The organism is Pseudomonas cucumis (assembly GCF_030687935.1).
Lineage (GTDB): Bacteria > Pseudomonadota > Gammaproteobacteria > Pseudomonadales > Pseudomonadaceae > Aquipseudomonas > Aquipseudomonas cucumis.
On record NZ_CP117454.1, the window covers coordinates 1,805,858 to 1,824,788 of the forward strand.

17 protein-coding genes are annotated in these 18,931 nt (G+C 59.7%); 4 read left to right on the forward strand and 13 right to left on the reverse strand.

What is annotated here, in order from left to right; all coding sequences use genetic code 11:
• Window positions 1-5: 5 nt before the first annotated feature.
• From PSH97_RS08195 to gcl, 9 genes are all read right to left on the reverse strand, one after another.
• The gene (locus PSH97_RS08195; protein ID WP_305448791.1) at window positions 6-1,211 is read right to left on the reverse strand and encodes an MFS transporter; all 1,206 of its coding nucleotides are present in this window, start codon (window positions 1,209-1,211) and stop codon (window positions 6-8) included.
• 235 nt (window positions 1,212-1,446) lie between these two features.
• Complete coding sequence (locus PSH97_RS08200; protein ID WP_305448792.1) at window positions 1,447-2,445, reverse strand: sulfate ABC transporter substrate-binding protein; 999 nt, start codon at window positions 2,443-2,445, stop codon at window positions 1,447-1,449.
• 106 nt (window positions 2,446-2,551) lie between these two features.
• The gene (locus PSH97_RS08205) at window positions 2,552-3,376 is read right to left on the reverse strand and encodes an ion transporter (protein WP_305448793.1); all 825 of its coding nucleotides are present in this window, start codon (window positions 3,374-3,376) and stop codon (window positions 2,552-2,554) included.
• A gap of 21 nt (window positions 3,377-3,397) precedes the next feature.
• A complete protein-coding gene (locus tag PSH97_RS08210; RefSeq protein ID WP_305448794.1) occupies window positions 3,398-4,312 on the reverse strand; it encodes an urea transporter in 915 nt (304 codons plus the stop codon).
• Between the two features lie 139 nt (window positions 4,313-4,451).
• The gene (gene pyk / locus PSH97_RS08215) at window positions 4,452-5,867 is read right to left on the reverse strand and encodes a pyruvate kinase (protein ID WP_305448795.1); all 1,416 of its coding nucleotides are present in this window, start codon (window positions 5,865-5,867) and stop codon (window positions 4,452-4,454) included.
• Window positions 5,857-7,137 carry a glycerate kinase type-2 family protein gene (locus PSH97_RS08220; protein ID WP_305448796.1) on the reverse strand — a complete coding sequence of 427 codons (1,281 nt, stop codon included), beginning with the start codon at window positions 7,135-7,137 and terminating at the stop codon, window positions 5,857-5,859. The genes pyk and PSH97_RS08220 overlap by 11 nt, the downstream gene beginning before the upstream one ends.
• A gap of 86 nt (window positions 7,138-7,223) precedes the next feature.
• Window positions 7,224-8,114 (reverse strand): 2-hydroxy-3-oxopropionate reductase, encoded by an 891-nt coding sequence (locus PSH97_RS08225; protein WP_305448797.1) that lies wholly within the window; start codon window positions 8,112-8,114, stop codon window positions 7,224-7,226.
• A 149-nt stretch (window positions 8,115-8,263) separates the two neighbouring features.
• On the reverse strand, window positions 8,264-9,046 hold the full coding sequence (gene hyi / locus PSH97_RS08230) for a hydroxypyruvate isomerase (RefSeq protein ID WP_305448798.1): 783 nt from the start codon (window positions 9,044-9,046) through the stop codon (window positions 8,264-8,266).
• Between the two features lie 145 nt (window positions 9,047-9,191).
• Complete coding sequence (gene gcl / locus PSH97_RS08235; RefSeq protein WP_305448799.1) at window positions 9,192-10,967, reverse strand: glyoxylate carboligase; 1,776 nt, start codon at window positions 10,965-10,967, stop codon at window positions 9,192-9,194.
• A 266-nt stretch (window positions 10,968-11,233) separates the two neighbouring features.
• Here gcl and PSH97_RS08240 point away from each other — a divergent pair, with 266 nt between their 5' ends.
• Window positions 11,234-11,674, forward strand: coding sequence for a GlcG/HbpS family heme-binding protein (locus tag PSH97_RS08240; RefSeq protein WP_305448800.1), 441 nt, complete (start codon window positions 11,234-11,236; stop codon window positions 11,672-11,674).
• A 249-nt stretch (window positions 11,675-11,923) separates the two neighbouring features.
• The gene (locus PSH97_RS08245; protein WP_305448801.1) at window positions 11,924-12,382 is read left to right on the forward strand and encodes an REP-associated tyrosine transposase; all 459 of its coding nucleotides are present in this window, start codon (window positions 11,924-11,926) and stop codon (window positions 12,380-12,382) included.
• Between the two features lie 130 nt (window positions 12,383-12,512).
• Here PSH97_RS08245 and PSH97_RS08250 read toward each other — a convergent pair whose 3' ends face one another.
• A complete protein-coding gene (locus tag PSH97_RS08250) occupies window positions 12,513-13,118 on the reverse strand; it encodes a TetR/AcrR family transcriptional regulator (RefSeq protein ID WP_030131738.1) in 606 nt (201 codons plus the stop codon).
• A gap of 134 nt (window positions 13,119-13,252) precedes the next feature.
• On the opposite strand from PSH97_RS08250, the gene PSH97_RS08255 reads away from it, so the two are divergent.
• A complete protein-coding gene (locus PSH97_RS08255; RefSeq protein ID WP_305448802.1) occupies window positions 13,253-14,167 on the forward strand; it encodes a DUF808 domain-containing protein in 915 nt (304 codons plus the stop codon).
• A 176-nt stretch (window positions 14,168-14,343) separates the two neighbouring features.
• Here the strand turns inward: PSH97_RS08255 and PSH97_RS08260 are convergent, their stop codons facing one another.
• A complete protein-coding gene (locus tag PSH97_RS08260; RefSeq protein ID WP_305448803.1) occupies window positions 14,344-15,132 on the reverse strand; it encodes an MlaA family lipoprotein in 789 nt (262 codons plus the stop codon).
• A complete protein-coding gene (locus PSH97_RS08265) occupies window positions 15,125-16,423 on the reverse strand; it encodes a serine/threonine protein kinase (protein WP_305448804.1) in 1,299 nt (432 codons plus the stop codon). Before PSH97_RS08265 ends, PSH97_RS08260 begins: the two co-directional genes overlap by 8 nt.
• A 222-nt stretch (window positions 16,424-16,645) precedes the next feature.
• Between PSH97_RS08265 and PSH97_RS08270 the strand changes: the two genes are divergently transcribed.
• On the forward strand, window positions 16,646-17,014 hold the full coding sequence (locus PSH97_RS08270; protein ID WP_305448805.1) for a hypothetical protein: 369 nt from the start codon (window positions 16,646-16,648) through the stop codon (window positions 17,012-17,014).
• A gap of 96 nt (window positions 17,015-17,110) precedes the next feature.
• Here the strand turns inward: PSH97_RS08270 and PSH97_RS08275 are convergent, their stop codons facing one another.
• Window positions 17,111-18,706: a glycoside hydrolase family 17 protein gene (locus PSH97_RS08275; RefSeq protein ID WP_305448806.1), complete on the reverse strand. Its 1,596-nt coding sequence runs from the start codon at window positions 18,704-18,706 to the stop codon at window positions 17,111-17,113.
• Between the last annotated feature and the right edge of the window lie 225 nt (window positions 18,707-18,931).

Genomic DNA, 18,931 nt, shown 5'->3' on the forward strand with positions numbered 1-18,931 from the left:
GCGTCCTAAGCCGTTGCCAACGAACGCCTCTGCGAAACACTCAAAAACCGCAACAACGCCAACAACGGAAACGCACTACCCACAATCACGATCCACAACCAACCGCCATGCTCATACACCGCGCTGGCCACCGAAGAGCCAAACGCACCACCGACAAAGATGCTGGTCATATACAGCGCATTCAGACGGCCGCGGCTTTTAGCGTCGAGGGTATAGACCGCGCGCTGGCCGAGGACCATGTTCATTTGCACGCAGAAATCCAGCACTACACCCGTCACTGCCAGGCCGATAACGCTGTAGGCCGGATGGATGAAGGCGGGCAGGAAGCTCAGGCTGGCGAATAGCAGGGCCAACAGCGAGGCGATGCGGGTATGGCCGGCATCGGCCAGTCTACCGGCGATAGGAGCGGCAATCGCGCCAATGGCGCCGACCAGGGCGAAGATCGCGATCTGGGTTTGCGACAAGCCATGATTACGCGACAGTTCCAGCGGCACTGCAGTCCAGAACAGGCTGAATGTGGCGAACATGCAGGCTTGGTAAAACGCGCGCTGACGCAACACCGGCTGCTGACGCAACAGCGTCCAGAGCGAACCCAACAACTGGCCATAAGAAGCGCTGTGATCAGGCTGGCGCTTGGGAATGGTCAGGGCCAGCACGATGCTGATTGCCGCCATCAACACCGCTGCGATGACGAACATCGCACGCCAGCCGAAGTGGTCGGCTATTACGCTGGACACCGGTCGAGCCAGCAGAATCCCCAGCAGCAAACCACCCATGATGCCGCCGACTACGCGGCCCCGGGATTCTTCCGGCGCCAGGTGGGCGGCCAGTGGAATCAGGATCTGCACCGACACCGAGCTGAACCCCACCAGCAACGAGATCAACAGAAACACGTTTGGCTGATCGGTGAATGCCGCGCCCAACAAACTGGCAATCGCCACCACGGTGGTGATGATCATCAAGCGGCGGTTTTCCAGCAGATCACCCAGCGGCACCAGGAAGAACAGACCCAGCGCATAACCAATCTGCGTCAGCGAAACGATCAGGCTGGCCATGGTGTCGGTCAGGCCGATGTCTGGCGCGATGAGGCCGATGATCGGCTGGGCGTAGTAGATATTGGCCACGATGGCGCCGCAGCAGAAGGCGAAGAGCAGCACCATGCTTCGGGTCATTGTCGCGGCACCGAGGGGCACCTGAGTCGTTGGATTCATAACGGGTCTCGTTGAACAAGAAGGAATGCGCAGAGGCTAATCGGCTGGCTAGAGCGGCGGAAGAGGGAATAGGCTGATAGTAATCATGCCTCTGAAGAATGATTGAGAGGCCGTTCATTTGGACCGATTGCATGCTCGATTGCAGCGGGCAAGGACGGCGTAACCCCTCCGATGTAATAGCGTGACGTAGGAAAAAGGCGACCTTTGCAGGTCGCCTTTTCATTGGAGTCAGGAATTACTGACCGCTGTAAATCTGATCAAAAACCCCACCATCATTGAAGTGGGTCTTCTGCACAGTGCGCCAGTCACCAAAGGTCTTCTCCACCGAAAGGAAATCCACTTTCGGGAAGCGATCAGTGTACTTGGCCAATACCGCCGGATCACGCGGACGCAGGTAGTTGGCAGCTGCAATCTCCTGACCTTCCGGCGACCACAGGTACTTCAAATATTCCTCGGCGGCAGCACGAGTGCCTTTTTTCTCGACCACTTTGTCGACCACAGACACTGGCGGCTCGGCCTCGGCGGAAACACTCGGGTAAATCACTTCAAACTGATCACGACCAAACTCACGCGCAATCATTTCCGCTTCGTTTTCGAAGGTCACCAGCACGTCGCCGATCTGGTTGGTCATGAACGTGGTGGTGGCTGCACGGCCGCCGGTATCCAGCACCGGGGCTTGTTTGAACAGTTTGCCGACGAAGGTTTTTGCCTTGTCTTCGTCACCGCCGTTTTTCAGTACATAGCCCCAGGCCGAGAGGTAGGTGTAGCGGCCGTTACCCGAGGTTTTCGGGTTGGGGACGATCACTTGCACGCCGTCCTTGAGCAGGTCCGGCCAGTCTTTCAGGGCTTTCGGGTTGCCTTTGCGCACGATGAACACCGTGGCCGACGTGAACGGCGCGCTGTTGTTCGGCAGGCGCGTGACCCAGTTGTCCGGGACCAGTTTGCCGTTATCCGCCAGAGCGTTGATGTCGGTGGCCATGTTCATGGTAATGACGTCAGCCGGCAGGCCATCGATCACTGAACGTGCCTGTTTGCTGGAGCCGCCGAAGGACATCTGCAGCGTGATGTTTTCGTTGTGCTCGGCTTGCCAGTGTTTCTGAAAGGCAGTGTTGTAGTCCTTGTAGAAATCTCGCATCACGTCGTAGGAAACGTTAAGCAGGGTCGGTGCAGCCTGAGCCACGCTGCCCAAGGCCAGGCCAGCGGCCAGAAGTGAGGCGCCAAAGAGTTTTTTCACTGCGCATTCCTTGTTCTATCAAACATGTTCTATGGAAAGTGTTGGCAATTTGCCGGCGACTATAGCCGGGCTCGCATAGTCCTTTAAAGATTAAAAAGCACTTTGCTTATTCCAGTTTCTTGAACAGCGCATTGCCGCAACGGGAGCAAAATGCTGCGCCGTGTTCGTGACTGTTTTTCTGGCAGGTCGGGCAATCGTGTTGCAGTTGTTCGCCGCGCATGGCGTTGGCCAGTTCCGCGGTGAAAATCCCCGTTGGCACGGCGATGATCGAGTAACCGGTGATCATCACCAGCGACGAAACCACCTGACCCAATGGGGTCCTGGGCACGATATCGCCAAAGCCTACGGTGGTGAGTGTGACGATGGCCCAATAGATGCCTTTGGGGATGCTGGTGAAGCCGTGTTCCGGGCCTTCGATCACGTACATCAGCGTGCCGAACACCGTCACCAGGGTGCTTACACTGAGCAGAAACACCACGATTTTCTGCTTACTGCCGCGCAACGCCGTCATCAAATAGTTGGCTTGCTTCAGATACGGGCTGAGCTTGAGCACGCGGAAAATCCGCAGCATCCGAATGATCCGGATAATCAGCAGGTACTGCGCATCGCTGTAATACAGCGCGAGGATGCCGGGCACGATCGCCAGCAAATCCACCAGCCCATAGAAGCTGAACGCGTAGCGTAGCGGCTTGGGCGAGCAGTACAGACGCAGGCCGTACTCGATGGCGAAAACGACGGTGAAGCCCCATTCGATGTACGCCAGCACATCGGCGTAGTTCTGGTGGACGCTGTCGATACTGTCCAGAACCACGGTCACCAGGCTGGCGAGGATGATCAACAGCAGGATGCTGTCGAAGCGCCGACCGGCCGGGGTATCGGATTGGAAGATGATGACGTAAAGGTCTTCACGCCAGTTTTTATTGCTGTTCATGGAAAACGCCTGAACCAAGAATCAGCGAAGCCTAGGTCGATTCTCCCCGGTAGCGCAAGGCGCGCTGTCCATGGCGGCCTGACGCAACACCCTAATGCCTGCGCGAATCAGCCAGCAGGCGAGGATGAAGGGCGCCGTCAGCGTTGCCAGCCCCAGTGCGGCGAACCCCGGCGTGAGCAACACCGCCAGCAGGATTCCCAACAATGGCAGCCAGGGCTGGCGGCGATTTTGGCTGAAGGCGAGGGCGGCGAGCACGGCGTTGTAGCCGCTTAAACCCTGCAGGGCGGTTGATGTTTCGTGATGCAGCAGGGCGAAACCGAGACCGGCAACGGAGCCGAGCAGCGCCCACAGGAAGGCGCGACGGTCAGCGATCAGCAAACCCGTGGCAATCAGAGTTCCGGCCAGCGGATGACCGAGAAACAGTACCTGACCGAGCCCTTTCAATGACGCGGCGAGCAGGTTGAGTGTGGTCATTTCGATCAGCTGCGCGGGTTGCAGTGGAGCGGCAAACGATAGAAGCAACCAACTTATCGCAACGAAGGGCGCGGTGTAGGCGGGAAGGCAATGATGATCACGGGAATGCTTGAGCCATTGCTGGGTGAGCATCGCGCTCAGGCCCCCAGCGGCAATGATCAGCGGTGGCAACAGCGCTGACCATGGGAAATAAAGGCTCAGCAGCAGACCGAGCAGAATACCGTTGTAGCTGAACAGCCCAGCCTGACGATCAGCCTTGGTATACCCGCGACGTTGCGCGGTGAGCAAACCGGCGACCCCTCCCAGCAACGCACCGCCGAGCAAGGTTGGCGCGCTGAACAGAATCGCCAACAGACACAACAGCCCGCACAGCGGATGGCGCTGGAGAAAGATCTGGCTGAAGCCGTTGAGCAGGGCAGTGGCCCAGTCGGGGCAGTGGGTGTTGAAGTGGTTGGCAGGCATGATGGGGGCAGTCAGTACAGATCGTTCCTACGCTCTGCGTGGGAATGCCTCAATGGACGCTCTGCGTCTGCTCTTGGGACGCGGAGCGTCCCGGGCTGCATTCCCACGCAGAGCGTGGGAACGATCATTGTGAGGGGGGTTAGATTAATGTCTCGATACGCAACGAATTGGTCGACCCCGGCTGCCCGAACGGCACCCCCGCCGTAATCAGCAACGTATCCCCGCGCTGAGCCATCCCCTGCGCCTGGGCGATTTCCAGCGCCGTCGAGCACACTTCGTCCACCTGGCGCAGCCGGTCATTGACCACCGAGTGCACGCCCCACGCCACCGTCAAACGCCGCGCGGTTTGCAGGTTCGGCGTCAGGTTGAGGATCGGCACCGTCGGCCGTTCCCGCGCCGCACGCAAACTCGATGTGCCCGACTCGCTGTAATTCACCAACACCGCCACTGGCAACACGTTGCTGATGCGACGGATCGCACAGCTGATCGCATCGGAAACGGTCGCCTCGGCTTTCGGTCGGCTCACGTCCAGTTGGGCCTGATAGTCGGGGCCGTTTTCCACCTGACGGATGATCTTGCTCATCATCTGCACAGCTTCCAGCGGGTACTCGCCGGATGCGGTTTCCGCCGACAGCATCACCGCGTCCGCACCTTCGGCCACCGCGTTGGCGACGTCAGTGACTTCGGCGCGGGTCGGGGCGGGGGAGAAACGCATTGACTCCAGCATCTGCGTCGCCACCACCACCGGTTTGCCGAGTTGGCGGCAGGTGCTGATGATGTTTTTCTGAATCTGCGGCACGCTCTCGGCCGGGACTTCCACGCCCAGATCACCGCGAGCGACCATGATCGCATCGCTCAATTCGGCGATTTCCCGCAGTTGAGTCACGGCCGATGGCTTCTCGATCTTCGCCATCAAATACGCCTTGTCGCCGATCAGTGCGCGGGCTTCGCGGATGTCTTGCGGGCGTTGCACGAACGACAGCGCGACCCAATCCACCCCCAGCTCCAGACCGAAGCTCAAGTCGCGACGATCCTTGGCGGTCAGGGGGCTCAGATCCAGCACCGCTTGCGGCACGTTGACGCCTTTGCGATCCGACAGCTCGCCGCCATTGAGCACCGTGGTGTCGATAGCGTCGACGTATTTGGTCACCACTCGCAGGCGCAGCTTGCCGTCGTCCAGCAGCAGGTCCATGCCAGGCTCCAGCGCTGCGATGATTTCCGGGTGAGGCAAGTTGACCCGGCGCTCATCGCCCGGCGTCGGGTCCAGGTCCAGACGCAAGGCCTGACCACGATGCAGCTGCACTTTGCCTTGGGCGAATTTGCCGACCCGCAATTTCGGGCCTTGCAGGTCCATCAAAATCCCCAGCGGATAATTCAGCTGGCGCTCGACTTCACGAATCCACTGATAGCGCTGCGCGTGGTCGGCGTGATCGCCGTGGCTGAAGTTCAGGCGAAAGATATTGACCCCGGCCTGCACCAGCTCACGGATGTCGTCGATTCCGTTGGTGGCCGGGCCAAGGGTGGCGAGGATTTTGACCTTCTTATCAGGCGTCATGTTTAGGGCTCTCGAGAATCAGAATGGCGCGCAAGTCGTTGACGTTGGTGCGAGTCGGCTCGGTGACGATCAGCGCGTCCAGCGCGGCGAAATAGCCGTAGCCATTGTTGTTGTCCAGTTCATCGCTGGCGCTCAGGCCGAGGGCGGCGGCGCGGGCGTAACTGCCCGGGGTCATGAGGGCGCCGGCGTTGTCTTCGGAGCCGTCGATACCGTCGGTGTCACCGGCCAGCGCGTAGACGCCGGGCAGGCCTTTGAGGCTGTCGGTCAGGCTCAGCAGGAATTCGGCGTTGCGCCCGCCACGGCCATTGCCGCGAACGGTGACGGTGGTTTCGCCGCCGGACAGAATCACGCACGGTGCTGCCAGCGGCTGGCCGTGCTGGACGATCTGTCGCGCGATGCCGGCGTGGACTTTCGCCACGTCCCGGGATTCGCCTTCCAGGTCGCCGAGAATCAACGGGCTGAAGCCGGCCTGACGGGCTTTCACCGCGGCCGCTTCCAGCGATTGCTGTGGGCGTGCGATCAACTGGAAATGACTGCGGGCCAGGCTCGGATCGCCGGGTTTGACCGTTTCCGATTCCGGGCTTTGCAGCCAGTTGCGCACCGAGACCGGGACTTCGATGCCATAGCGCTTGAGGATCGCCAGCGCTTCGGCGGAGGTGCTCGGGTCGGCCACAGTGGGGCCAGAGGCGATGACCGTGGCGAGGTCGCCCGGTACATCGGAAATCGCATAGGTATAAACCGTGGCCGGCCAGCAGGCTTTGCCCAGACGTCCGCCCTTGATCGCCGAGAGGTGCTTGCGCACGCAATTCATCTCGCCAATGGTCGCGCCGGATTTGAGCAGGGCTTTGTTGATCGACTGTTTGTCGGCGAGGGTGATGCCGGCGGCGGGTAACGCGAGCAGGGCAGAGCCACCGCCCGAGAGCAGGAAGATCACGCGGTCGTCTTCGCTCAGGTTGCTGACCAGTTCCAGCACCCGTTTCGCGACAGCCAAACCAGCCGCATCCGGCACCGGGTGCGCGGCTTCGACCACTTCGATTTTTTCGCACGGGGCGCCGTGGCCGTAGCGGGTCACCACCAGGCCGGACACTTCGCCCTGCCAGCAGCGCTCGACCACCTGGGCCATGGCCGCTGCGGCTTTACCGGCGCCAATGACGATCACCCGGCCGCTGCGATCTTTGGGCAAATGGGCTTCGAGGACGTGCTGCGGATGAGCCGCGTCGATGGCTGTGGCAAACAGCTCGCGCAGCAGTTGTTGCGGATCGACCGACATGGCGGGCTCCCAATTTTATTGTTCTTGGTTTATGCAGATGATCGTTCCCACGCGGAGCGTGGGAACGATCAGTGCCGGGGCAGGGCTTACTTATCGCGAATCGAGAAATTCGCCATGTGTTCCAGGCCCTTGATCAGCGCCGAGTGGTCCCAGTTGCTGCCGCCGATAGCCGCGCAGGTGCTGAACACTTGCTGGGTATTGGCGGTGTTCGGCAAGTTGATGCCCAGTTCGCGAGCGCCGGCCAGTGCCAGGTTCAAATCCTTCTGGTGCAGGCTGATGCGGAAGCCCGGGTCGAAGGTGCCCTTGATCATGCGTTCGCCGTGAACTTCAAGGATCTTCGACGACGCGAAACCGCCCATCAGCGCTTCACGCACCTTGGCCGGATCAGCACCGTTTTTCGAGGCGAACAGCAAGGCTTCGGCGACGGCCTGAATGTTCAGCGCAACGATGATTTGATTAGCCACTTTCGCGGTTTGACCGTCGCCATTACCGCCCACCAGAGTGATGTTCTTGCCCATGGCCTGGAACAGCGGCAGGGCGCGTTCGAACGCATCGGCATCGCCACCGACCATGATGCTCAAGGTCGCAGCCTTGGCGCCGACTTCGCCGCCGGACACCGGCGCGTCGAGGTATTGAGCGCCTTTCTCGTTGATCTTGGCCGCGAAGGCTTTGGTGGCGGTTGGCGAGATCGAGCTCATGTCGATCACGACTTTGCCCTTGCTGACGCCGGCTGCAACGCCGTCGGCGCGGAACAGCACGTCATCGACCTGCGGAGTATCCGGGACCATGACGATGATGAATTCAGCTTCCTGGGCCACTTCTTTCGGGTTCGCCAGCGCGACGGCGCCAGCGGTGATCAGATCGGCAGGCGCGGGGTCGTGGTGTGCCGACAGGAACAGGCTGTGACCGGCTTTCTGCAGGTTCAACGCCATTGGGTGGCCCATGATGCCGGTGCCGATAAATCCGATTTTAGCCATGAGAAAATCCTCTTGTTTTTATTGCTGCTTCAAGCAAATAGGGGGGCTGCTTTTGTGGGAGCTGGCTTGCCTGCGATGCGGGCGACACGGTCTGTCAGACACACCGCGGTGATGCCATCGCAGGCAAGCCAGCTCCCACAGGATCTGTGTCAAATCGCGTTATGGGTTTTCAACCAGCCCAGACCCGCTTCGGTGGTGGTCAGCGGCTTGTATTCACAGCCGACCCAACCCTGATAGCCGATGCGGTCCAGGTGTTCGAACAGGAAGCGGTAGTTGATTTCACCGGTGCCCGGCTCGTTGCGCCCAGGGTTGTCGGCCAACTGAATGTGGTTGATCTCGTCCAGGTGTGCGGCCATGGTGCGGGCCAGGTCGCCCTCCATGATTTGCATGTGATAGATGTCGTATTGCAGGAACAGGTTGGCGCTGCCGACTTGTTCGCGAATCGACAGGGCTTGCGCCGTGTTGTTCAGGTAGAAGCCCGGGATGTCACGGGTGTTGATCGCTTCCATCACCAGTTTGATGCCCGCCGCTTGCAGCTTGTCGGCCGCGTACTTGAGGTTGGCGACAAAGGTCTTTTCCACGGTGGCATCGTCGACGCCTTGTGGGCGAATACCGGCCAGGCAGTTGATCTGGGTATTGCCCAGCACGTTGGCGTAAGCGATGGCCAGATCGACACCGGCGCGGAATTCTTCGACCCGATCCGGCAAGCACGCGATACCGCGTTCGCCCTTGGCCCAGTCACCCGCCGGCAGGTTGAACAACACCTGGGTCAAGCCATTGGCATCGAGCTTGGCTTTGATTTCGGCGGAACTGAAATCGTAGGGGAACAGGTATTCGACACCACTGAAGCCGGCCTTGGCGGCAGCGTCGAAACGGGCAAGAAAATCCTGCTCGGTGAACAGCATGGACAGGTTGGCTGCGAAACGCGGCATGGTGGTCTCCTGTAAATATAAGTCCCTGTAGCAGCTGCCGAGGCACGAGGCTGCGTTGGGTCGCGAAGCGGCCCCCCGACGGCGGTCCTGCGGACACGCAACGCAGCCTCGTGCCTCGGCAGCTGCTACAGGTGTCAGGTCGTGCTTAATCGAGCAACGAAATCGCCGTTGGCGCATCGTTGCCGACCAGCGCCAGGTCTTCGAATTCGTTGACGGCGTTGATCTCGGTGCCCATGGAAATGTTGGTCACGCGCTCCAGAATGATCTCGACGATCACCGGCACCTTGAACTCTTCGATCAGTTCCTGAGCCTTGCGCAGGGCAGGCTGGATCTGACCCGGTTCGAACACCCGCAGCGCCTTGCAACCCAGGCCTTCGGCGACAGCGACGTGGTCGACACCGTAACCGTTGAGTTCCGGAGCGTTGAGGTTGTCGAAGGACAGCTGCACGCAGTAGTCCATGTCGAAACCGCGCTGAGCCTGACGGATCAGCCCCAGGTACGAGTTGTTCACCACAACGTGGATGTATGGCAGCTTGAACTGCGCACCCACCGCTAGTTCTTCGATCATGAACTGGAAGTCGTAGTCGCCCGAGAGCGCCACCACCTTGCGGGTCGGATCGGCCTTGACCACGCCGAGCGCTGCCGGAATGGTCCAGCCCAGTGGGCCGGCCTGGCCGCAGTTGATCCAGTGACGCGGTTTGTAGACGTGCAGGAACTGCGCGCCGGCAATCTGCGACAGACCAATAGTGCTGACGTAACAGGTGTCCTTGCCGAACACCTGGTTCATCTCTTCGTAAACCCGTTGCGGCTTGACCGGCACGTTGTCGAAGTGGGTCTTGCGCTGCAGGCTGGCTTTGCGCTGCTGGCAGTCTTGCAGCCAGGCGCTGCGGTTTTTCAGTTTGCCGGCGGCTTGCCATTCGCGAGCGACTTCGATGAACACGGTCAACGCGGCAGCGGCGTCGGACACGATGCCCAGGTCCGGGGTGAACACGCGGCCGATCTGGGTCGGTTCGATGTCGACGTGAATGAATTTGCGGCCTTCGGTGTAAACGTCTACCGAACCGGTGTGACGGTTAGCCCAACGGTTACCGACGCCCAGTACCAGGTCCGACTTCAACATCGTGGCGTTGCCGTAACGGTGCGAGGTTTGCAGACCGACCATGCCGACCATCAGCGGGTGATCGTCGGGAATGGTGCCCCAGCCCATCAGGGTCGGGATCACTGGAATGCCGGTCAGCTCGGCGAACTCCACCAGCAACTCGCTGGCGTCGGCATTGATGATGCCGCCACCGGCCACCAGCAATGGGCGCTCAGCCTGATCGAGCATGGCCAGGGCCTTCTCGATTTGCACGCGGTTGGCGGTCGGCTTGGCCAGCGGCAGCGGCTCATAGGCGTCGATGTCGAATTCGATTTCAGCCATCTGCACGTCGAACGGCAGGTCGATCAGCACTGGGCCTGGGCGGCCGGAGCGCATTTCATAGAAGGCTTTCTGGAACGCGTAAGGCACCTGGCCCGGCTCCATAACCGTGGTCGACCATTTGGTGACCGGCTTGACTATGCTGGTGATGTCGACGGCCTGGAAGTCTTCCTTGTGCATACGGGCCCGCGGTGCTTGCCCGGTGATGCACAGGATCGGGATCGAGTCGGCCGAGGCGCTGTAGAGCCCGGTGACCATGTCCGTGCCGGCCGGGCCGGACGTGCCGATGCACACGCCGATGTTGCCGGCCTTGGTGCGGGTGTAGCCCTCGGCCATGTGCGAGGCGCCTTCAACGTGGCGAGCGAGGACGTGATCGATGCCACCGACCTTCTGCAAGGCGGAGTACAGCGGGTTGATCGCGGCGCCTGGGATGCCAAAAGCGGTATCAACCCCTTCACGGCGCATCACCAGAACGGCGGCTTCGATTGCTCTCATTTTGCTCATGGTTTTGTGCCTCTTACGTTTTGTAATTGTATACAAGTGGCTTTGCGCAGAGTGTATTCACGGCGGACGGCGCAGGTCAATCCATTTTCTCAAGCGCCTGTTTCATTCGTCGGAAGCCCGAAGGACTGTGACTTTTCGTCGCGTGTGGCGCTTTTCGAGAATTATTGTATACAAAAAAATAATTCATTGTGTTCTATTTGTTGCATCGGATTGCGCCACAGAAAGCAATCCAACGGCTTTCCCAATAACAAAATGAGGACGGCACCATGAGCGCTTTAACCTTGAACGTCGCAGTCAACCTGGCCAATCAGGCCATCTCCGCAGGCCGGGAAATCTCCGCCGCGCCCTTGACCGTTGCCGTGCTGGATGCCGGCGGGCACTTGATAACGCTGCAACGCGAGGACGGCGCCAGCCTGCTACGCCCGCAGATCGCCATCGGCAAAGCCTGGGGCGCGATCGCCCTGGGCAAAGGCTCTCGCCTGCTCGCCCAGGACGCTCAACAACGCCCCGCGTTCTTCGCCGCGCTGAATAGCCTGGGGCAGGGCAGCGTCGTCCCGGTACCGGGCGGCGTGCTGATTCGGGATCAGGATGGGAATGTGCTGGGAGCGATGGGTATCAGCGGTGATTTGTCTGATGTTGATGAGCAGTGTGCGATCAGGGCGATCGAGGCGCAGGGGTTGAGGGCGGATGCGGGGGTGGTTGGTTGATCTTCAGCGTCTGATCGAATGTCATCGCGGGCAAGCCCGCTCCCACAGGTTCCTGCTGGTGAACACAAAATCTGTGAACACCCTCGATCCTTGGAGGTGAACAAAAAATCTGTGAACACCTCCAATCCTTGTGGGAGCGGGCTTGCCCGCGATGGCGGCCTCATGGACACATCTAGATAACGGACTGTCGCGGTCTATGGGCTGCTCAGGTCTAGTCTTCTGAGGAATCCATCATAAAGGGGCAATGGATTGCCTGATCTTCCTGCTTCACATCGCCTACGAACGGGGCGCTATGCCGAACCCAATCGAATCTATTTACTGACTACCAATACACTTGATCGCGAACCGGTTTTTGCGGATTTCGCATTGGGCAGATTGGTTGTTCATCAATTTCGCCAAGCACAAAACACAGGGTTAGTGAATTCACTGGCCTGGGTCGTTATACCTGATCACTTCCATTGGCTTGTCGAGCTGGAGAAATGTTCGCTCAGTAATCTGATGCGCCAAACCAAGTCACTGATTGCGCGAGAGGTGAATCTTTCCGGTAACAGGAATGGACCACTTTGGCAGCAGGGCTATCACGACCGGGCATTGAGGCGAGAAGAAGACTTGGTGAAGATGGCACGGTATGTAGTTGCCAATCCATTGCGGGCAGGTCTTGTAGAGCGGCTTGGCGACTATCCGTTGTGGGATGCTATTTGGCTTTAAGACTTCAGATCGAGTCGCCTTCATCGCGGGCAAGCCCGCTCCCACAAGGATCGAGGGTGTTCACATATTTTGTGTACCCCACCGAAACTGTGGGGGCGGGCTTGCCCGCGATTGGGGTTCACTCGGTCTATCAGTCCAGCTCACACCCCTTAAGTACCAACCGGATAATCGTCTGCGCCGCCGCTTCATAGTCGGCCTCATCCAGCTTGGCCTTGCCGGTAACCGCAGAGATCTGCCAGTCGAAGTCGGCGTAGGTCTGGGTGGCGGCCCAGATGCTGAACATCAGGTGGTTGGGGTCGATCGGGGCGATTTGGCCGCGGTCGATCCAGGTCTGGATGCAGTCGATGTTGTGCCTGGCCTGGCCGTTGAGCTGCTCGACCAGGTCGGGGCTCAGGTGCGGGGCGCCGTGCATGATTTCGCTGGCGAACACCTTGGAGGCGAAGGGCAGGTCACGGGAGATGCGGATTTTCGAGCGAATGTAGCCGCTCAGCACTTCGCTGGGTACGCCGTCGGCGTTGAACGGCGTCGAGGCCTGCAGGATCGGCTCGATGATGCTCTCCAGGACCTCGCGGTAGAGATTTTCCTTGGATTTGAAGTAGTAGTAGACGTTAGGCTTGGGTAGCCCGGCCTTGGCCGCGATGTCACTGGTTTTGGTCGCAGCGAAGCCCTTGTCGGCAAATTCTTCACTGGCGGCACGCAGGATCAGTTCTTTGTTGCGCTCGCGGATGGTGCTCATAAACCAAGGAGTTCCTTGCCTGTTCTGGCGGTTGCGCATGGTAGCACCGGCCTCGCGCGGCGCTCAAGAATGCCCCGTCTGGCCTCGGGTCGCGCTATGCTGCGCACCATTCATTCAAGAAGGAAACCTGATTCATGGCAGGAAGCAGTTTGCTGGTGCTGATCGACGACATCGCCACCGTACTGGACGATGTGGCGTTGATGACCAAAATGGCCGCGAAGAAGACCGCCGGCGTGCTTGGCGACGATCTGGCGCTCAACGCCCAGCAGGTTTCCGGCGTGCGTGCCGAGCGGGAAATCCCGGTGGTGTGGGCGGTGGCCAAGGGCTCGTTCCTTAACAAGCTGATCCTGGTGCCGTCGGCGTTGGCCATCAGTGCGTTCATTCCGTGGCTGGTCACGCCATTGTTGATGGTCGGTGGCGCTTACCTGTGCTTTGAAGGCTTCGAGAAACTCGCCCACAAATTCCTGCACAGCAAAGCTGAAGATCAGGCTGAACACGCAGAACTGGTCGAGGCTGTAGCCAACCCGGCGGTCGATCTGGTGGCGTTCGAAAAAGACAAGATCAAGGGGGCGATCCGTACCGACTTCATCCTCTCGGCGGAAATCATCGCCATTACCCTGGGCACCGTGGCTGATGCTTCGCTGACCCAGCAAGTGATCGTGCTCTCGGGCATCGCCATCGTCATGACCATCGGCGTCTACGGCTTGGTGGCCGGCATCGTCAAGCTCGACGACCTCGGTCAGTGGCTGGCCCTGAAGCCCGGCCAGATGGCCAAAAGCATCGGCGGCGGGATTCTGCGCGCGGCACCGTACATGATGAAAAGCCTGTCGGTGATCGGCACCGCGGCGATGTTTTTGGTCGGTGGCGGGATTCTGACCCATGGCGTGCCGGTGGTTCATCACTGGATCGAGAGTGTCAGCGCGGGTGCTGGTGGGGCCGGGTTTATCGTGCCGACGTTGCTGAATGCGGTGGCCGGGATTGTGGCGGGTGCGGCGGTGTTGGTTGGGGTGATGGCTGTCAGCAAGGTTTGGAAAACAGTAAAGGCCTGAACCTGTAAGAGCGAGGCTCGCCCGCGAAGGCGATGTCACCTTCAATATTGATGTCGACTGACACACCGCTATCGCGGGCAGGCCTCGCTCCTATAGTGATTGCTGGTGTTTGAGACACCGCACATAAAAAAGGCCATTCGACGCAAATCGAATGGCCTTTTTTGTTGCCGATAGAATTACTCGGCAACCTGCAGCTTGCGCGACTCGGTGTACACGTAACGCACTTTTTCATACTCGAACGGCGTATTCAGCTGACCATAGCGGAAGCTGTTCTGATAGCGCTTATCGACGGCGCGCAGTGCCCAGACTTCCGGATGGTTGGAGCTGACTTCCGCCACGTTCAGGAAGTTGATCGCCGATTCGCCGGTGTAATCCACCACCAGGCCTGCAGTGTCACGCAGGTTTGACGGGCCGAGGATCGGCAGCACGAAGTAGGCGCCGCCCGGTACGCCGTAGAAGCCTAGCGTCTGGCCGAAGTCTTCGCTCTGGCGCGGCAGCCCCATGGAGGTGGCCGGATCCCACAGGCCGGCGACACCGATGGTGGTGTTGAGCAGCAGGCGCGCAGTGGTTTCCATCGAGCGCTGCCCCTTGAATTGCAGGAGGCTGTTCACCAGATTCGGTACATCGCCGACGTTGTTGAAGAAGTTGCTGACGCCGGTGCGCAGGAAGCTTGGGGTGATGTAGCGATAGCCGTCGACCACGGGCAGGAACACCCATTGGTCGAAACGGTAGTTGAAGTGGTAGACGCGGCGGTTCCACTCTTCCAGCGGGTCGTAGACGTTCAGCGCGTTGAGCGTCGAGCGTTCGAACTCGCGCTGATCCAGCCCCGGGTTGAATTTGAGTTTGCTCAACGGTTCCTTGAAGCCGTCACTATCGACCACCACAGGTGCATTGGCTTTGCTGTTGTCGGCGTTGGCGACGCCTGCACAGAGTAACGCTGCGATCAGCAGGGGGTATTTAGCCACGGAAAAACTCCAGCATTGCATCGCTGTTGACGCGATAGTTGAGGTTGCCGCAATGGCCGCCCAATGGATAAACAGTCAAACGGTCGCCAAAGGTGCGGCGCAGAAACCCCAGGTCGCCAGGGCCGAGGATCACGTCGTCAGCGTTGTGCATGACGGCGATTTTCGGGCTGCCGTGCAGGTAATCCTTGAGTGCATACAGGCTGACTTGATCGATCAGTTGCAGCAGGCTGCCGCCGTCGGTGCGGGCGCGCCACATCGGAATGACCTGTTCGGTCAGATAGCAGTCGAAGTCGCATTGCAGCGCGCGTTTGAGGAACGGCGTGAGGGTGGTGCCTTCGGTTATCGGGTATTTCGGCGGCGTGATCAGGCCGCGGCGGTTGATCAGGTCCGAGGTGAAGGCAATGTCGGCCGCCGAGAAACGGAACGAAGTGCCAATCAGCATGGCCATCTGCTCGTTGCTCAAATGCTGCTTGGACTGCTGGAAGTCGTAGAGCAGGGCATCGTTGAGGTCGATGTAGCCCTTCTGCTGGAAGTAGCGGGTCAGTTTGTCCAGCACCAGCTCATAGAAGGTGGTGCTGTTGTTGATGCCCTTTACCTCTGTTTGTACCAGCTTGTCCAGGTTGGTGATCGAGGTGTAAAGGTTGACCGGCGGGTTGAGCAGCAAGACTTTCTTGAAATTGAAGCTGCGACGGGTTTCATCCAGGTGCGCCACAAAGGCCGCATCCAGGGCGCCGAGGCTGTAACCGCTCAGGAAATAGTCGGTGACCGGCAGTTTCGGGTTTTGCGCCCGCACAGCCTGCATCACCCGATACATGTCTTCGGCATCTTCCTTGGTCACGCCGGGGGTGGCGAAACGCGAAGCGGCGGTCATGAAGTCGAAGCTGGTCGGCGACGACAGCTGCACCACATGATAGCCAGCCTTGTAGTAGAGCTTTTTCAGGTACTCGTTGAGGGTGCTGTCATAGCGTGCACCGGTGCCGGAGATCAGGAAGATCAACGGTGCCGCTTGATCTTGCGTGGCGATGCGGTAGGTGAGTTTCTTTACCGGCCAGAAGTTGTCCGGCAGGCTGAACTCACGCTCGGGGCGCATCGTGACACTGCGGTCCGACTGATTGATATCGTCGTCCAGCGGTAATTCCGGGCGTAACTCCGGCGGTGTTGTGGCGATGGTCGCCTCGAACGGGTTGGTCAGGGGGTAGCCGTAACTGGCGGCATCAATGTCGGCCGCCAGTGCGGACGCACTTAAAAACAAGCCGCCAAACAGGGCGGCGCAGCGCAAGGAACGGAGCATGACTAGATCCCTTAGAGGAAGGTGCCGAATGAAGTTCGCAGGCTATGACCACAGGATTTGCGCCAAAGTGCCATGATGGGCGCCAAACAGGCCTGATTTCGGAGCAACGGTAGCGGACGATACACTTTGCAGCTATTTCATGAACAGTTATCTGTTGATGTCACTTGCTTACCGCGGGCGGGGGATTAAGCTGGCCGCCGATTTCGTTTATTGGAGTGTTTCATGTCCCGCCGTCTGCCCGTGATCCTGTTGCTCGTTCTTCTGCCGTTATGGCTGGCCGCCAGTTATGGCGCGCGTTACGGCTTCATGGAGGATGCTCAATGGGTTGGCGTTTGCGTTGATGAGGCCAGTCGCTGGGAATGCCAGATTCGGTCGAATCTGGGCTTTATGATTCATTTCAAGGTGCTGGGCTGGTCGGCAATGGCCGCCGCTGTGCTCGGTTTTGTGCTGCCGGGGCGAGCGGGGTGGTGGTTGGCGGTGCTCGCGCTGGTGTTCGGATTTCCGGCGCTGGCGTTGTACAACACCACGTTAGCGGTGTTTGCGGTGGTGATTGCTGCTTTGCGTCTGGTCCGGGCTTCTCGTAGCGCCTGATAAAAAAGATCGCAGCCTGCGGCAGCTCCTACAGGGAAACGCATATCCCGTGTAGGAGCTGCCGCAGGCTGCGATCTTTTGATCTTGCTTTGTTGATCAGCCCTTGCGAACCCGCAAACTGCGCCACAACGCAGCCACCATCAACACACTCACCAGTGCCCAACCCCAGGCCTGCTGGTTCTGCAAACCTTCTTGATACAGCTGTGGCGCAATGCCGGCGCCGATAATGAAGGTCAGCAGGGCAATTTCCCGGCGCGGTACGCTGACCGGTCGGCACAGGTACACCAGCGCCGGCAGGATGAACGCGACACTCGGGAAGCTGCGATAACGCGGGTCGAACACCAGCTCCAGCATCATCACCGCCGTGGCAAAACCTGCCGCTGCCAGCCACCAGCCGGCACGACGTTCCAGTGCATTGAAGGCGCGTCCACGCCACCCGGTACGAGCGCTCAAGGTCAGCGCGGCATGCGCCAGAACCAACAGATTCAACCCCGTCAGCAAGGCGACCCATAGCCATTCACTGGCAAACCGGGTGGTGACACGAGCCAGATCGCCCCAGGCGCCAATCGAACAGGCCGCCAACGCGCCGAGCAGTGGCAGAACCAACGCCGCGCGGGTGCTGCGAATGCGACCGCCGAGGATCAGTGTGCCGATGAAGATCAAGCCACCCACCATCAGCCATTGCGACCAGTACGGTACGTTCGAGACTGGCCCGGCGAGCACGCCCTTGTCCTGGCGATTGGCGTCGAACAGACCCCAGTAACCCCCGACCGCACCTTCGCTGGCGCGTTTCCAAGGCTGGTCGAATGCCTCGATCAGGTTGTAATGCCAGCCTTGCTGCTCGGCCATGGCGACAAAACCGCGAATGAACTTGGATTCGTTGACCCGGCTCGGCAAGGCGGTTTCGCGCTGACGGCCTTCGCTCGGCCAGCCGGTTTCGCCAATCATCACGTCTTTAGGCGCAAATTTGTTGCCGAACACCTGACGCACTTCGGCTACATGCTGCAGGGCAGCGTCGATGTTCGACGGATCGTCCTCCCAGTACGGCAGCAGATGGATGGTCAGGAAGTCCACCGCCGGAGCGATTTCCGGGTGCTTGAGCCAGAACTCCCAGACGTCGGCATAGGTCACCGGTTGTTTGACCTGACTTTTGACTTTATTGATCAGCATCGCCAACTGCGCGCCGGTGACTTCCTTGCGCAACAGGGTTTCGTTACCTACGATCACCGAGGTCACGACATCGGCATTGGCATTGGCCGAGGCGATCAGCAGGTCGACTTCCTTGGCGGTGTCCACCGGGTTGCTGTTGACCCAGGCGCCGATCATCAGTTTCAAGCCGTGCTTGCGTGCCAGATCGGGCAGGGCCTCGAGGCCTGTCATGGAATAGGTGCGGATGCATTCGAAACGGGTTGCCAGCAGTGCGAGATCGGCGTCCATGCGCTCGGGGCGCAGTTTGAACGGCACATCGAACGGCGATTGGTCTTTGTCGAACGGGGTGTAGGAGGCGCATTGCAGCTTGTGCGTTGCGCTGGCCACGTCCGGCAGGATCACCGGTTTGCCGAGGCCATACCAGAAGCCGCCGAGGGCAAACAGCCCCAATAGGCAGGCGAAGAGATAAGCAAAAAAAGGAAAGCGTGATGTTGCGGGCATGGTCAGGCCGTCTGGGAGCAAAGCCGGGCATGTTACCTGCATTTGTCCCGTGCTTGGTGGCCTGCATGATTTTGACATGCAAAGTTCGGGCGGGGTTGGCGCGCGTACTTTCGCGGGACGCAATTAATGGCCTTCTGATGTCGTTTCTCGATGCTTTGAGGTCGCTGGCAGAGCAGGTCTTCATTGCCGTCAGGTTGATGATCGCAACGTCAGTACTCCGCTGATGTTCGAACGAGTTTGCGGTGAGGCGTGATGGGGGCGCTGTGC